This window comes from Sphingobium sp. AS12, from assembly GCF_019097845.1.
Classification (GTDB): domain Bacteria; phylum Pseudomonadota; class Alphaproteobacteria; order Sphingomonadales; family Sphingomonadaceae; genus Sphingobium.
Map to the genome: position 1 here is coordinate 231,672 of NZ_JAHRGM010000001.1, position 14,313 is coordinate 245,984.

The 14,313-nt window shown below is 64.9% G+C and carries 12 protein-coding genes; 10 read left to right on the forward strand and 2 right to left on the reverse strand.

The genetic code is table 11. From position 1 onward, the window contains the following. Nucleotides 1–75: 75 nt before the first annotated feature. From KRZ98_RS24340 to KRZ98_RS01235, 7 genes are all read left to right on the forward strand, one after another. Complete coding sequence (locus tag KRZ98_RS24340; protein WP_302849057.1) at nt 76–207, forward strand: hypothetical protein; 132 nt, start codon at nt 76–78, stop codon at nt 205–207. A 119-nt stretch (nt 208–326) separates the two neighbouring features. After that, nucleotides 327–989: a sigma-70 family RNA polymerase sigma factor gene (locus tag KRZ98_RS01210; RefSeq protein ID WP_119745701.1), complete on the forward strand. Its 663-nt coding sequence runs from the start codon at nt 327–329 to the stop codon at nt 987–989. Between the two features lie 126 nt (nt 990–1,115). After that, nucleotides 1,116–1,376 (forward strand): hypothetical protein, encoded by a 261-nt coding sequence (locus KRZ98_RS01215; RefSeq protein ID WP_217671835.1) that lies wholly within the window; start codon nt 1,116–1,118, stop codon nt 1,374–1,376. A 175-nt stretch (nt 1,377–1,551) separates the two neighbouring features. Further along, nucleotides 1,552–2,940 carry a TIGR03013 family XrtA/PEP-CTERM system glycosyltransferase gene (locus tag KRZ98_RS01220; RefSeq protein WP_217671836.1) on the forward strand — a complete coding sequence of 463 codons (1,389 nt, stop codon included), beginning with the start codon at nt 1,552–1,554 and terminating at the stop codon, nt 2,938–2,940. A gap of 10 nt (nt 2,941–2,950) precedes the next feature. Further along, a complete protein-coding gene (gene prsK, locus KRZ98_RS01225; protein ID WP_217671838.1) occupies nt 2,951–5,023 on the forward strand; it encodes an XrtA/PEP-CTERM system histidine kinase PrsK in 2,073 nt (690 codons plus the stop codon). Then, a complete protein-coding gene (gene prsR, locus KRZ98_RS01230) occupies nt 5,023–6,387 on the forward strand; it encodes a PEP-CTERM-box response regulator transcription factor (protein ID WP_217671839.1) in 1,365 nt (454 codons plus the stop codon). The genes prsK and prsR overlap by 1 nt, the downstream gene beginning before the upstream one ends. Beyond that, on the forward strand, nt 6,384–8,420 hold the full coding sequence (locus KRZ98_RS01235; protein ID WP_217671840.1) for a tetratricopeptide repeat protein: 2,037 nt from the start codon (nt 6,384–6,386) through the stop codon (nt 8,418–8,420). Before prsR ends, KRZ98_RS01235 begins: the two co-directional genes overlap by 4 nt. A gap of 101 nt (nt 8,421–8,521) precedes the next feature. On the opposite strand, the gene KRZ98_RS01240 is transcribed toward KRZ98_RS01235, so the two are convergent. Together KRZ98_RS01240 and KRZ98_RS01245 are read right to left on the reverse strand one after the other, a co-directional pair. Then, nucleotides 8,522–8,866, reverse strand: a complete 345-nt coding sequence (locus KRZ98_RS01240; RefSeq protein ID WP_217671842.1) for a GntR family transcriptional regulator — start codon at nt 8,864–8,866, stop codon at nt 8,522–8,524. Nucleotides 8,867–8,938: 72 nt separating this feature from the next. After that, entirely contained in the window at nt 8,939–9,517 is a 579-nt protein-coding gene (locus KRZ98_RS01245) for a nitroreductase (RefSeq protein ID WP_217672391.1), read from the reverse strand. 138 nt (nt 9,518–9,655) lie between these two features. On the opposite strand from KRZ98_RS01245, the gene KRZ98_RS01250 reads away from it, so the two are divergent. The 3 genes from KRZ98_RS01250 to KRZ98_RS01260 all read left to right on the forward strand — a co-directional run bounded on the left by KRZ98_RS01250 (nt 9,656) and on the right by KRZ98_RS01260 (nt 13,961). Beyond that, complete coding sequence (locus KRZ98_RS01250) at nt 9,656–11,179, forward strand: peptide MFS transporter (protein WP_217671843.1); 1,524 nt, start codon at nt 9,656–9,658, stop codon at nt 11,177–11,179. Next, nucleotides 11,176–12,573 carry an amidohydrolase gene (locus KRZ98_RS01255; RefSeq protein WP_217671845.1) on the forward strand — a complete coding sequence of 466 codons (1,398 nt, stop codon included), beginning with the start codon at nt 11,176–11,178 and terminating at the stop codon, nt 12,571–12,573. Before KRZ98_RS01250 ends, KRZ98_RS01255 begins: the two co-directional genes overlap by 4 nt. Nucleotides 12,574–12,686: 113 nt before the next feature. Further along, nucleotides 12,687–13,961 carry an amidohydrolase family protein gene (locus KRZ98_RS01260; RefSeq protein WP_254798005.1) on the forward strand — a complete coding sequence of 425 codons (1,275 nt, stop codon included), beginning with the start codon at nt 12,687–12,689 and terminating at the stop codon, nt 13,959–13,961. The last annotated feature ends 352 nt before the right edge of the window (nt 13,962–14,313 follow it).

Genomic DNA, 14,313 nt, shown 5'->3' on the forward strand with positions numbered 1-14,313 from the left:
CGGCGTTAATAACCGACTGGTGGAACTCCCGATCGTTGCTGGCGTTAATGATGCGTAACGATCGGGAGATGGGCCATGGTTGATCCAGAAAAGCATATCGCAACCGATGACGCGCGCGGCGGATCGACGGAGCATGTCGTGCGCTATGTGCTGGGCATCTCGCTCGCATTGGCCGTGATCGTAATGCTGTTCGTTCTTTGGCGCTGACGGCTCGGATTGCGGGAACTGGTTTTTGACGGCACATGATTTAGGATGCGGGCGCATTTATGGCTTTGACGATGTTGGTTCATGGGATGAGGACGGCAACCACCAAGGGGGACCTGCCCATGTCTGATGACGTTGGCGACAGCGATGACCTGACCGAGATTGTGCCAGCTGAAGAGCGTGCGCCGCTTTCGGATACGGATTTCAAGCGTGAACTGGCAGCGGTCATCCCGCACCTTCGCGCCTTTGGCCGTTCGCTGTCGGGCAACCGGGATACGGCGGACGATCTGGTGCAGGAAACGCTGCTCAAGGCGTGGGCGGCGCGGCAGCGCTTTCAGGCCGGCACCAACATGCGCGCCTGGACCTTCATCATCCTGCGCAACCATTATCTCTCGCAGATGCGCCGTTCGCGCTTTCGCGGTGATTGGGACGATCTGACCGCCGATCGCATCCTCGCGGCGCCCGCATCGCAGGACAAGCATGTCGAACTTAGCGACATGCAGCGCGCCCTGCTGCAACTTCCCCAGCCCCAGCGCGAGGCGCTGATTCTGGTCGGCGCAGGGGGCTTTGCCTATGAGGAAGCCGCCGAGATTTGCGGCGTGGCTGTCGGCACGATCAAGAGCCGGGTGGCCCGCGGTCGCGCGGCGCTGGAACAGATACTCGAAAGCGGCGACCTGCCGTCGCGCCGCAGCCAGGTGACGACCGAAACAGCCGTGCTGGACGAGATTATGGACGATGTCGACCGGCTCAGCCGGGGTCGCGACCATGGTCCGCTGGAGGACTGAGAGTCTGTTTCAAAATGCGCGAAAGAGCGCATTTCTGTTACCGCGCCGGAGGCGCATTTCGAATCAGACTCTAACCGGAACGATTGGCCCGCTCTGCCCGTTGTTGCTCCATCAAGGAGACGCAATATGGGCAATGACCCCACGGGGCGGGACGATCCGTCCGTTCATGTCATCATAGTCGAGCGATCGCGTGGCAGCGGCGTGGTGTTTGCGCTGGTCGCACTGGCGCTGATTCTGGCCATCGGTTTTTTCTACCTGACCAATGATCGCCGCGATGACCGTCAGGCGGAAGCCGTCACCGGCGCCGCGCAGTCGGTCGATGACGCGGCCAAAATGGTCGGCGACGCGGCCAAGGATGCCGCCGACAAGCTGCGCAACGATAATTGATCAATAGCGGCGGGACACGCTGACATGATAGGGCAATCCCAGCGCTCCATATTAAAGCACTTTCGCCCCGGATTCAGGATTTCTTTGCCATTTTCGGGCAGGGTATGGGCCTGTCGGATTTTCTTACAGTCATTGTAAGGGCAGGTCCGACACCACCAGGACCGATAGTGCGACCATGATCAGGCTGTTCAAACATTATGTGCCGCACGCCGTGCTGCTGCTGGGGCTGCTCGATTTCGTGCTGCTGCTCTGCGCCGCAGAGGGCGGCTGGATCTTGCGCGCGCACCAGATCGGCATGGATATCGAGCATGTGACGACCCGCATGGGGCCGCTGCTCAGCTTCGCCTTCGCCATCCAGACCGGCATGATCGCGGTCGGCGTCTATGGCACCGAAGCGTTGCAATCGATCCGATTCGCCTTTGCGCGGCTGCTGGTCGCGGTGTCGCTGGGCGTCATTTTTCTCTCTGTCCTTTATTTCCTGCTGCCCGGCATGACGCTGTGGCGCTCCAACTCGCTCTACGCGATGGGGCTGGCGATGGGCTTGCTGCTGGCGCTGCGCCTGCTGCTCGGTTCGATGCTGGGCGGCGAAGCGTTCAAGCGGCGGCTGGTCGTGCTGGGTGCGGGCAATCGCGCCGACCGCATCCGCGAACTGGAAAAGAAGAAGGGCGCTGGCTATTTGGTTGTCGGCTATATCGCCATGAATGACGGGCCGCAGGTGGTGCAGGAAGCGATCAACCGCAGCGCCATCTATAATCTGTCCGATTTCGTCGTCCGCCTGAACGCCAGCGAAGTGGTGCTGGCGCTGGAGGAACGGCGCAACGCTATCCCGATGTCCGACCTGTTGCGGATCAAGACCACCGGCGTGCATGTCAACGACCTGTCGACCTTCCTTGAGCGGGAGACGGGCCGCGTCGATCTGGCCAGCGTCAATCCCAGCTGGCTGATCTTTTCCGACGGCTTTTCCGCCGGTCGCCGCATATCCAGTTTCGCCAAGCGGCTGTTCGACATCCTTGCCAGCGCCCTGCTGCTGGCGCTGACCGGCCCCGTCATTCTGATCGCCGCCATCTTGGTGAAGCTCGACAGCAAGGGACCGGCTTTCTACCGGCAACAGCGGGTTGGCCTGTTCGGCCAGGAATTCTGGATCGTGAAGCTGCGTACCATGCGGACCGATGCGGAAGTCGATGGTCAGGCGGTCTGGGCGGAAAAGGATGATCCGCGCATCACCCGCCTTGGCTATTGGCTGCGCAAGCTGCGGATCGATGAATTGCCGCAGACCTGGACCGTGCTGAAAGGTGAAATGAGCTTTGTCGGCCCGCGCCCCGAACGCCGCCAGTTCGTCGAGGATCTGGAACAGCATCTGCGCTATTATGCCGAACGCCATATGGTAAAGCCCGGCATCACCGGCTGGGCGCAGATCAACTACCCCTATGGCGCGTCGATCGAGGATGCCCGGCACAAGCTGGAATATGATCTGTATTACGCCAAGAATTACACGCCTTTCCTGGACCTTTTGATCCTGATCCAGACTTTGCGGGTGGTCCTCTGGCCCGACGGCGCGCGCTGAGGCGCACTCTATGGGCACGCTGCTTCAATTTGTCGGCGACTGGGGCCATGCGCTGGCCGCGGTGCTGTTTGCGGCGCTGGGCATCTTCATCCTGCGGCGGCGGGACGACACGGCCGAACCCCGGATGCTGGCGGCCGCGCTGCTGCTGACCAGTTGCTGGGCGCTGTATGTGTCCTTCGGCGGCGTCTCCAAACCGCTGACCGGTATCGGCGAGAGCATCCGCAATGCCGCCTGGCTGCTGACCATGTTCGTCATGCTGCGACGCGGGCCGGTGGGCCGGGCCGGGCCGATCCTGGCGATCAGCGCGCTTTATGCTGCAGTTGCCGGGCTGATCCTGCTCCAGACCTCCACCGACCTGGTCTGGCGGCAATTGTCGCCAGACAGCGATATGCATCGCGCGCTGGTCAATGTGTCGCTGGTGCTGCGGATGATGACCGCGATCGGCAGCCTGCTGCTGGTCCATCATCTCTACACCGGCTGGCCCTCGCGTGAGCGGGGCGGGGTGGCGCTGCTGCTCGGCGCGCTGGCGGCGATGTGGACCTATGACCTTAATCTCTACGCGCTCTGCTATTTAGCCCCGACCCGCGTGAGCGAGCTTTACGCGCTGCGCGGCCTGCTTATGGCGCTGCTCGTCCCGGTGATCGCGGTGGGGATGCGCAAGGATATGGCCGGGCGGCTGCAATTGTCGCGCACCCTGACCTTCCAGTCGCTCTCGCTCTTTGCCATTGCGCTCTATGTCATTGTTTTGATCGCTGCTGCTGTGCTGGTCGAGCTGATCGCTGGGCCTTATGCGCGCGTGGTGGAGATCGGCGCGGTATTCTTCACTGCCGTCACTGCGCTGGTGCTGCTGCCATCGCCGCAGATGCGCGCGCTGTGGAAGGTGCAGGTCGCCAAGCATTTCTTCCAGCATCGCTATGATTATCGCACCGAATGGATGCGCTTTGGCGAGACGATCGGCCGCCCCGGCGAGGATGCCGCGCCGCTGGGCGAGCGGGTGGCCAAGGCGGTCGCCGACATCACTGATTCGCCCGCCGCCATGCTGTTGCTACGCGACGAACAGGGCGGGCTGACCTTCGAGACCCACTGGAACTGGGACGGCGACCTGCCCGACAGTGCGACGCTGGCCCCGGAGACGGTGGTCGCATGGGAACAGACTGGCTGGATCATCGACCTTGGCAAGCCCAGGACCGGGGAGGGCGCGCTGCGCCTGCCCGACTGGATGACGGAGGACAGGCGCGGCTGGGCGCTGGTGCCGCTGGTCCATTATGGCCGCCTGATCGCTGCAATCCTGCTCGCCCGCCCGCCGATCGACCGGCGGCTCGACTGGGAGGATTTCGACATGCTGCGCGCAGCCGGGCGGCAGGCCGCGACCTATATCAGCGAGGCGCAGGGCCAGCAGGCGCTGGACGATGCGCAGCGGTTCGAGGAATTCAACCGCCGCTTCGCCTTCATCATCCATGATGTCAAAAATCTGGTGAGCCAGCTTTCGCTGCTCGCCCGCAATGCGCAGCGCCATGCCGACAACCCCGATTTCCGCGCCGACATGGTCCTGACCCTCCAGGAATCGGTCGGCAAGATGAACGACATGCTCGCCCGCCTGTCGCAGCATAATAAGGGCAGAGCGGAAGAACCCCGTCCGCTCTCGCTGCGCGACATGGCCGATCAGGTCGCCCGCACCCGCGCACGCCAGCATCCGGTCGAAGTGTTCGGCACTGCGCCGCTGGCGCTGGCCGATCCCGCGCGGGTCGAACAGATACTCACCCATCTGCTCCAGAATGCGATCGACGCCAGCGCGCCCGACAGTCCGGTGGAACTGCGCCTGTCCGCCGATGCCAGCGATGTGCTGGTCGAGATTATCGACCATGGCCGGGGCATGAGCGCGGAATATATCCGCCGCGACCTGTTCAAGCCCTTTTCCTCCAGCAAGGTGGGCGGTTTCGGCATTGGCGCGTTCGAGGCCCGCGCGCTGGCGCAGGCCATGGGCGGGCGGATCGACGTTGAAAGCAAGATCGGCGTCGGCAGCCGCTTCACCCTGCGCCTGCCGCTGGCCCCCCGGATCGACAGACAAGAGAAAGCCGCCTGATGAGCGACACGCGCCCCAAATTGCTGATCGTCGAGGATGATCCGGGTCTCCAGCGCCAGTTGCGCTGGGCCTATGAGGATTATCAGCTGTTCATCGCGGGCGACCGGGACGAGGCGATCGAGATGCTGCGCGCGGAAACGCCCGATGTCGTGACGCTGGACCTTGGCCTGCCGCCAGACCCGGATGGCACCAGCGAGGGCTTTGCCACGCTGGCGGAGATATTGCGGATCAAGCCCGACACCAAGGTCATCGTCGCGTCCGGCCATGGCGCGCGTGAAAGCGCGCTGGATGCGATTGCGGGCGGCGCCTATGATTTTTACCAGAAGCCGGTCGATATTGACGAACTGGGCATGATCGTCCGCCGTGCTTTCCATGTCCATGCGCTGGAACAGGAAAATGCGCGCCTTGCCGACACCGCCCCGGATGATGGCCGGGTCTTGGGCCGCCTGATCAGCGCTGCGCCGGAAATGATGAAGGTCGCCCGCACGATCGAACGGGTCGCCAGCGCGCAGGTCTCGGTCCTGCTGCTGGGGGCCAGCGGCACGGGCAAGGAGTTGCTGGCGCAGGGGCTGCATGATGCCAGCCCGCGCCGGAACGGCGCTTTCGTCGCGATCAATTGCGCGGCGATCCCTGAGACGCTGCTGGAATCCGAACTGTTCGGCCATGAAAAGGGCGCGTTCACCGGCGCAATCAAGACGACGCCGGGCAAGATCGAACAGGCGCAGGGCGGCACATTGTTCCTCGATGAAGTGGGCGACATTCCGCTGGCGCTTCAGGTCAAATTGCTGCGCTTCTTGCAGGAGCGCTCGATCGAGCGTGTCGGCGGTCGCACCGCGATTGCCGTCGATACCCGAATCGTCTGCGCGACCCATCAGAATCTGGAGGAGATGATCGCGGCGGGCAGCTTCCGTGAGGATCTTTACTATCGCCTCGCCGAAATCGTCATCCGCATCCCCACGCTGAAAGACAGGCCGGGCGACCCGGCGCTGCTGGCGCGGCATTTCCTGGCCCGTTTCGCCCGCGAGATGAACCCTGGGGTCAAGGGGCTGGCCCCCGACGCGCTGGCTGCGCTTGATGCCTGGACCTGGCCGGGCAATGTGCGCGAACTGGAAAATCGCATGAAACGGGCGGTCATCTTGGCCGATGGCAAGCTGGTGACCGCCGCCGATCTCGATCTGGACGAGGAACGCGCCGCCGGGGGCGAAGTCGTAAACCTGAAGGCCGCGCGGGAAATGGCCGACCGTCGCGCCATCCGCCGGGCGATTGCCCGCACCGACGGCAATATATCGGGCGCGGCCAAGATATTGGGGATCAGCCGCCCGACCCTCTACGATCTGCTCAAGCAATATCAGATGCAGGCATGAGCCGGACCCGCATCCTCCTGATCGCCGGGATCGTCATCCTGCTGCTGGGCGTGGCTGGCCTGTGGCAATGGCGCGCGCATGAGCGCGACGGCAGCGCGGCGCTGACACGCGGGCTGGCGGCGCTCGCCAAGGGGGACGCGCGCACGGCGCGGATCGAGTTGATGAACGCGATCAAGGGCGCGCCGCGATCCGTGGTGGCGCGGGAGGCGCAGGCGCGGGCGCTGGTGGAACTGGGCGATGGCGCGGGGGCGCAGGCCGAAGCGGAGCGCGCGCGGGCATTGGGTGCGCCGCCGTCGCAGACCCGCGCGGTCATGGCGCAGGCGCTATTGTTGCAGGGCGATGCCGCGGCTGCGCTCAAGGAGGCGCGCGCGCCTGACGTACCCGACACTGAGCTGGACATGGTCGCGCGGGTTACCGCGCGCGCCGCCATGGCGCAGGGGGATATGCGCGCGGCGCAGAATGCGCTGGCCAGCGCGCTGTCGATTGCCCCCGATGACGCGGAAAATTGGGTTGAGCTTGGCCGCTTCCGGCTGGCGACCGGCGATCAGGCGGGGGCGATTGCGGCGGCGGACCGGGCCGTTGCGCTGAACCCTGCCGATGCCAAGGCGCTGACGCTGCGCGGTGAACTGACCCGAGCGCAATATGGCCTGACGGCGTCGCTGCCCTGGTTCGACCGGGCGCTGGCGGTTCGTCCCGATTCGATCCCGACGATGGAGCAATATGCCGCGACGCTGGCCGATGCCGGATCGGCGGGCGCGATGCTCAGCCTCACACGCCGGATACTGGCGCTCGATCCCGCCAATGCGCGGGCGTGGATGATGCAGGCGGTGATGGCGGCGCGCGCGGGCAAGGCTGATCTGGCCCGCACGTTGCTGGATCGCACGCAGGGGCGGCTGGACGATGAACCGGCGACCCGGTTGCTGCGCGGCGTGCTGAATTTGCAGGAGGGCAATGCCGTCCTGGCCGCGCAAGCGCTGGCCCCGCTGGTCGCGGCCCAGCCCGATAATCGCACCGCCCGCACCCTGCTGGCCCGCGCCCACTATCTGAGCGGCGATTATGCTGCCGCCGCGAGCCAGCTCGCACCGATCGTCGCCCAGCGCGACGCCGATCCCTATGTGCTGACGCTGGCCGCGCGCGCGCAGGAGGGGTTGGGCAACCGGGCGATGGCTGCCGATATGCTGGCCCGCGCCGCCTGGCCGGTTCGCGCGGCTGCCGATCCCTTCGCCAGTCCGCGCGATGCGATGCTGGCCGATGGACCGCCGCCCGCCAGCGCCGCGACCGCGCGCGACAATGTCCCCTATATCCGTGCCTTGCTAAGCAGCGGCCGCACCGGTGACGCACTGGCCCGCGCTGAGGCGCTCAGCCGCGCCAATCCCGGTGCGCCTGACGCTTGGCTGATCCGTGGTGATGCGCTTGGCGCTGCGGGCCGTCCCGCCGACGCGGCGCGCGCTTATGAGGCGGCCGCCAATATACGGTTCGACCGCGCCGCTGCCATGCGCCTTGTGGCCGCATGGGGGCAGGCGGGCAATGCGGTACGGGCGGCGCAGGTCGTGCAGCTCTTCCTGACCCAGCACCCCAATGACGCCGAAGCCCAGCGCCTTGCCGCAGCCATCGCCATGCAGCGCCAGGACTGGCGCGCTGCGCTGCGCCTGTTGCAGGCGGTGCGGGCGCAGACCGGCGATGGCGACGCGGTGCTGATGGCCGACCTCGCCCGCGCCGCGCTGGAAAGCGGGGATCGTTCGGCAGCGCGGGCATACGCGGCCCATGCCTATCGCCTGATGCCCGCCAACCCGATGACCGCAGACATTTATGGCTGGACGCTATTGCGGACCGGAGAGAAGGGACCGGCGGTGGCCGATCTGCTGGAAAAGGCAGTGGCGCTGGCACCGGGGCTTCCCGTGCTGCAACTCCATCTGGGGCAGGCCTATGCCGCCGCCGGGCGCAAGGGTGAGGCGAAGCTGGCGCTCGGTCGAGCCGCGGCGATGAACTTCACCGGACGGCAGGAAGCGGTGGACGCGCTGGCGGCGCTGTAAAAATCGTCCCTGGTAAGGCGCGATGACTGTCCCTTGTTCCGTTCGTTTCGAGCGAAGGTTGGGGAATGGCACCTGAAAAGACAGGAAAAGGCGCGGTCGGCTTACGCCTTCTGCGCGTCCAGTTCCTCGACCCGCAGCCCCAGCCGCCGGATCTGCGCCGCGACCGGGGGCCAGACGGTTTCCAGAAAATGCTCCCGCTCCGCCACGCGCAGGCGGCGGGTTGCGCCGTCGGCGACGAACATGCCGACGCCGCGTTTCACCACGACCAGCCCGTCATCCTGAAAACTCTGATAGGCCTTGGCCACAGTCAGCGGATTGGCGCCTTGTTGCGCGGCAAAGGCGCGCACTGATGGCAGCATGTCGCCATCGCTAAATTCACCATCCAATATGGACGCAGCAATAATCTCGCGCAGGCGGAGATAGACGGGTTTGGAATCGTCGGCCATGACTGCATCAGTGCCATAATACAGCGATGCGCGCAAGTCAGTTGCTTGCGCCGGATCGGGTCGGTTGCGTAACTATCTGTCCCAAACTGATATCACCGCGTCATAATCTGGCCGGGGTCGCTCCTCCTGCGGCTTGCCCGGCGTGCCGATAAAGATGAAGCCGGCGATGCTTTCGCCTTCCGCGCCAAAGGCCGCGCGCACATCCTGATTATAGGTTGGCCACCCGGTCAGCCAGCCCCCGGCAAAGCCCAGCGCATGGGTCGCGTTCAGCAAATTCATGATCGCCGCGCCAACCGACAAATGCTGTTCCCAAACCGGTATCTTGCTGCCTGTCACCGGCGCGGACAGGGCCACCACCAATGTTGGCGCCTGATGCGCAAACTGGTGCATCGCCTCAATCTCCAGCCGTCCGGCATCGGCCTTTTCGGCGCGATAGGCGGTTTCGAGCAGGTCGGCAAAGGCCGCGCGCTTTTCCAGCGGCACGACCACGAAGCGCCACGGGGCCAGCTTGCCATGGTCGGGCGTGCGGATCGCCACCTCCAATATCTGGCGCAATTGCGCGTCATCCGGGCCGGGCGCGATCAGGTCGCGCGGTTTGCCCGAACGGCGGGTCTGGAGCAGGGCGAGCGGGGAGGAGCGATCATTGAACATCGCGTCCCAGATGGCGCGGCACCCGCTTTGACGCAAGGGCCGCCTGCGCTTTTGACAGATGCGAAATAGGCTCTAGTCTCGCGCCATCCTCTGGTCCCCGTTCGGCGGACCGGCACACATAAAAGACAAGGGTAGCTGATGGCGACCTCGATTTCTGGCGCGGCGGCAGCGGGCAAGACCTGGCTTGGCCATCCGCGCGGGCTGTTTCTGCTGTTTTTCGCAGAGATGTGGGAGCGTTTTTCCTATTACGGGATGCGCGCGATCCTGATCTTCTACCTCACCAAACATTTCCTGTTCGGGGAGGACAAGGCCTATCTGCTCTACGGCGCCTACACCTCGCTGGTCTATATCACCCCGGTCATCGGCGGCTATCTGGCCGACCGTTTCCTGGGGCCGCGCAAGGCGGTGCTGGCGGGCGGGCTGTTCATCGCATTCGGCCACTTCCTGATCGCGGTGACGGAGGGGCCGGGGGGTCAGGACCCCGTCTATCTCAACGGTTTCTATCTGGCGCTGGCCAGCATCATCGTTGGCACCGGATTTCTCAAAGCCAATATCTCGGTGCTGGTAGGCGAACTCTATCCGCGCGACGATGCGCGGCGCGATCCGGCTTTCTCCATCTTCTACATGGGCATCAATGCGGGCGGGGCGATCGGCCCGCTGGTCTGCGGCCTGCTGGGCGAAACGATGGGCTGGGGCTGGGGCTTTGGCGCGGCGGGGGTCGGCATGTTGCTGGGCCTTGTGATGTTCGTATGGCTGACCCCCTGGCTGCTGGGCAAGGGCGAGCCGCCCGCGCCGCAGCAATTGCGCGCGCCAGCGGTTGCAGGGGTCAGTCAGGAATGGACCATCTATCTGGGCGCGATACTGGGCGTGGTCGCGATCTGGTTCGTCATCCGCTATGCCGAACTGCTGGGCTATGCCTTGCTGGCCTTCGCGGCGTTGACAGTCATCTATATCGTCTGGCGCACGCTTGGCACGCTGGCCAAGGTCGACCGCGACCGCATGTTCGCCGCTTTGTTCCTGATCGCGCTCAACCCGCTCTTCTGGGGCCTGTTTGAACAGACCGGATCGTCGCTCAACATCTTCACCGACCGCAATGTCGATCGCACGGTGCTGGGCTGGGACATTCCCGCGTCGATGTTCCAGTCGGTCAATTCCATCTTCATCATCCTGCTCGCGCCTTTGTTCGCTATCCTGTGGACCTTCCTTGACAAGCGCCGCCTGGAACCTTCCTCGCCCGCCAAATTCGGCATTGGCCTGATCCTGTGCGGGGCTGGTTTTCTGGTGCTGGTGGCGGGCGCGGCGATGGCGGGGGAGGATTTGACCCCGCTGCTGTTCGTCATCCTCATCTACCTGTTTCACACCATGGCGGAGCTGTGCTTTTCCCCCGTCGGCCTGTCGGCGATGACGCGGCTGTCGGTGCCCAACATGGTCGGGCTGGTGATGGGGACATGGTTTCTGGCCATGGCAGCGGGCAATTTCATCGCTGGCCTGATCGCCCGCGCGACCGGTAGCGGTGACGCGGATGGCGTGGCCCAGGTGCTGGGCGTCTATACCCGCATCGGCTGGTTTTCGATGGGGGTGGGCGTGCTGGTGCTGCTCGTTTCGCCCGCGATCAAACGGCTGATGCATCTCGACACGATCGGCGCGGAGGATAAGCCATGAATCGGGGCATGAGGATATTACTGATCGCCGCGCTGCTGGCCAGCGCCGCAACGCCTGCCGGCGCGAAGAAGGAGAAGGATGCGCCCGCCCCGACGCAGGGCAGTTCTGCCGAACCGGACAATCCCTATCCCTCCACCTACAAAGCCTACCCCGGCGTCGCCACGGCGATCAGGGGCGCGACCATTTTCGACGGGGAGGGGGGACGGATCGACAATGGCGTCATATTCCTGTCCGATGGCAAGGTGACGGCGATCGGCGGCCCGGACACGCCGATCCCCGCCGACATCGCTGTGTTCGACGGCACCGGCAAATATGTGACGCCGGGCGTGATCGACATTCACAGCCATCTGGGCGACTATCCCAGCCCCAGCGTGGACGCGCTGTCCGACGGTAATGAAGCGACCGCGCCGGTCACCGCCCATGTGTGGGCCGAACATAGTGTCTGGCCGCAGGATGCCGGTTTCGGCCGGGCGCTGGCCAATGGCGGGGTCACCAGCCTGCAAATCCTGCCCGGATCGGCCAATCTGTTTGGCGGGCGCAGCGTCACGCTGAAAAACGTCCCCGCCCGCACCATGCAGGGGATGAAATTTCCCGGCGCGCCTTATGGCCTGAAAATGGCCTGCGGCGAAAATCCCAAGCGCGTCTATGGCTCCAAGGGCCGCGAACCCTCCACCCGCATGGGCAATATGGCGGTCAACCGCCAGACCTGGATCAAGGCGCGCGACTATCAGAAGAAACGCGCCGCCGGGAAAGACCAGACCCGCGACCTTGGCATGGAAACGCTGGCCGATGTGCTGGAGGGCAAGATCCTTGTCCACAATCATTGCTACCGCGCCGATGAAATGGCCAATGTCATCGATATGGGCAAGGAGTTCGGCTACAAGGTCACCGCCTTCCACCACGCCGTCGAGGCCTACAAGATCGCCGACCTGCTGCGCGACAATGGCATCTGTTCGGCGCTGTGGGGCGACTGGTATGGCTTCAAGATGGAGGCCTATGACGGGATCAGGGAAAATATCCCGCTGGTCCACCGGGCAGGCGCCTGCACCATCGTCCATAGCGATGACGAGAATGGCATCCAGCGATTGAATCAGGAGGCCGCCAAGGCGCTGGGCGCTGGCCGCCGCATGGGGATCGCCATCGCCGACGAGGTCGCCTGGACATGGCTGGCCATCAATCCCGCGCGCGCCATGGGCATCGCCGATCAGACCGGCAGCCTGAAAGTCGGCAAGATGGCCGACGTAGTGCTGTGGAACGGCAATCCGTTCAGCACCTACACCCGGCCGGAAAAAGTGTGGATCGACGGGGCTTTGCTCTACGACAGCGCCAATCCCAAACTGCGCCCGGTCAGCGATTTTGAACTCGGCCAGATCGGCGCGGGAGATGTGAAATGAGCTACAAGAACCATCCTCTCCCTCCGTTCGCCCTGAGCCTGTCGAAGGGTCGTTCTTTCTTTCGCAAGAAGGGCAAGGCTTCGACAGGCTCAGCCCGAACGGTGTTAGGGGCATTGTTTTTTGTCCTCTCGACCCCCGCCTTCACCCAGTCCCTCGCCATCACCGGAGCGACCCTCGCCATTGGCGACGGCTCCGAACCCATCCGCAACGGCACCGTCCTCATTTCCGCTGGCAAGGTGACCGCCGCTGGCGCCGGGATCGCCGTTCCGCCCGGCACCAAAACTATCGACGCGGGCGGCAAATGGGTGACGCCGGGTCTGGTGTCGGGATACTCGCGCGTTGGCCTGGTCGAGGTGCCTGCGGTCAACGAAACCAACGACGCCAGCGCCCGCTCGCCCTTCTCCGCCGCGATCGACGTGGCGCCCGCGATCAACCCGCTTGCCAACCCGATCGCGATCAGCCGCACGGCGGGGATCACCCGCGCCGTCGTCGTCCCCTCGACCGGCACCGGCATTTTCGCCGGGCAAGGTGCGGTCGTGGACCTGGGCGCGGACATGAACGCGATCACCAGGGCGCGCGCCTTCCAATATGTCGAACTGGGCGAGGAGGGGGCCAAGGATGCAGGTGGCAGTCGCCCCGCCGCGATCCTGACCTTCAAGACGATGCTGCGTGAGGCGCAGGCGTTTGCCAAAGCCCCTGCCAGCTATGACGGGCGGTCGAAGGATGCGCTGCTTAACCGTGTGGATGCCGAAGCGCTGGTGCCGGTCGTCACCGGGGCGATGCCGTTGATGGTCCATGTCGAAAGCGCGCGCGACATAGTGACGGTCCTGTCGCTGCGGCAGGATTTCCCCGCGCTCAAGATCATCATCGCCGGGGCCGCCGAAGGCTGGATGGTCGCGCCGCAAATCGCCGCCGCCAAGGTGCCGGTGATCGCGGGCGGCCTGGACGATCTCCCCTCCAGCTTCGAAAAGCTCGCCGCGACCCAGAGCAATGTCGGGCGCATGGTGAAGGCGGGCGTCGCCGTCTCCATGGGACTGATGGACCGGGACGAGGGGCTGCAACTGCGCCTCGCGACCCAGCAGGCGGGCAATATGGTGGCGCTGAACAAGGTGCAGGGGGCCACGGGCCTCAGCTGGGGTCAGGCGCTCCGCACGATCAGCAGCGCGCCCGCCGAAGCCATGGGGCTGGGCGACCGGATCGGATCGCTCAAGGTCGGGCGGGCAGGCGATGTCGTGCTGTGGGACGGCGATCCGCTGGAGATGACCTCCGCCCCGATCGCGGTGTGGATCGACGGCGTGCCGCAACCGATCGACAACCGCCAGACCAAGCTGCGCGACCGCTATGCGACGCCGAGCGAGGGCGCGCTACCCAAGGCGTATGAGTGGTAGGGCCGGGGCGGCGGCGATAGGGTGTGCCGTCGCAACCCCGCCCCGTTCGTTTCGAGCGAAGTCGAGAAACACAGCGCGCAGGTTTCTCGACTTCGCTCGAAACGAACGGAGGTTGAGAAAACCCTCAAGCCATCGCGCGCTATGCCGCAGTTGGAAGAGGGGGAAGAACCCTCGCTGTCCTATACCAGCCCCGCCTGCTATAAGCGCACCCGGCTCCTTCCCATCGTTCACACCCCACACCCGACCGCGCGCGCCGCATGGCCGACCGGCAAACTTCACCCACATTCCCCGTAAGCGATACGGGCGAAGTTTACGAAGTTCCGCACGCACCAGCCATGGCAGGATGCGTAAT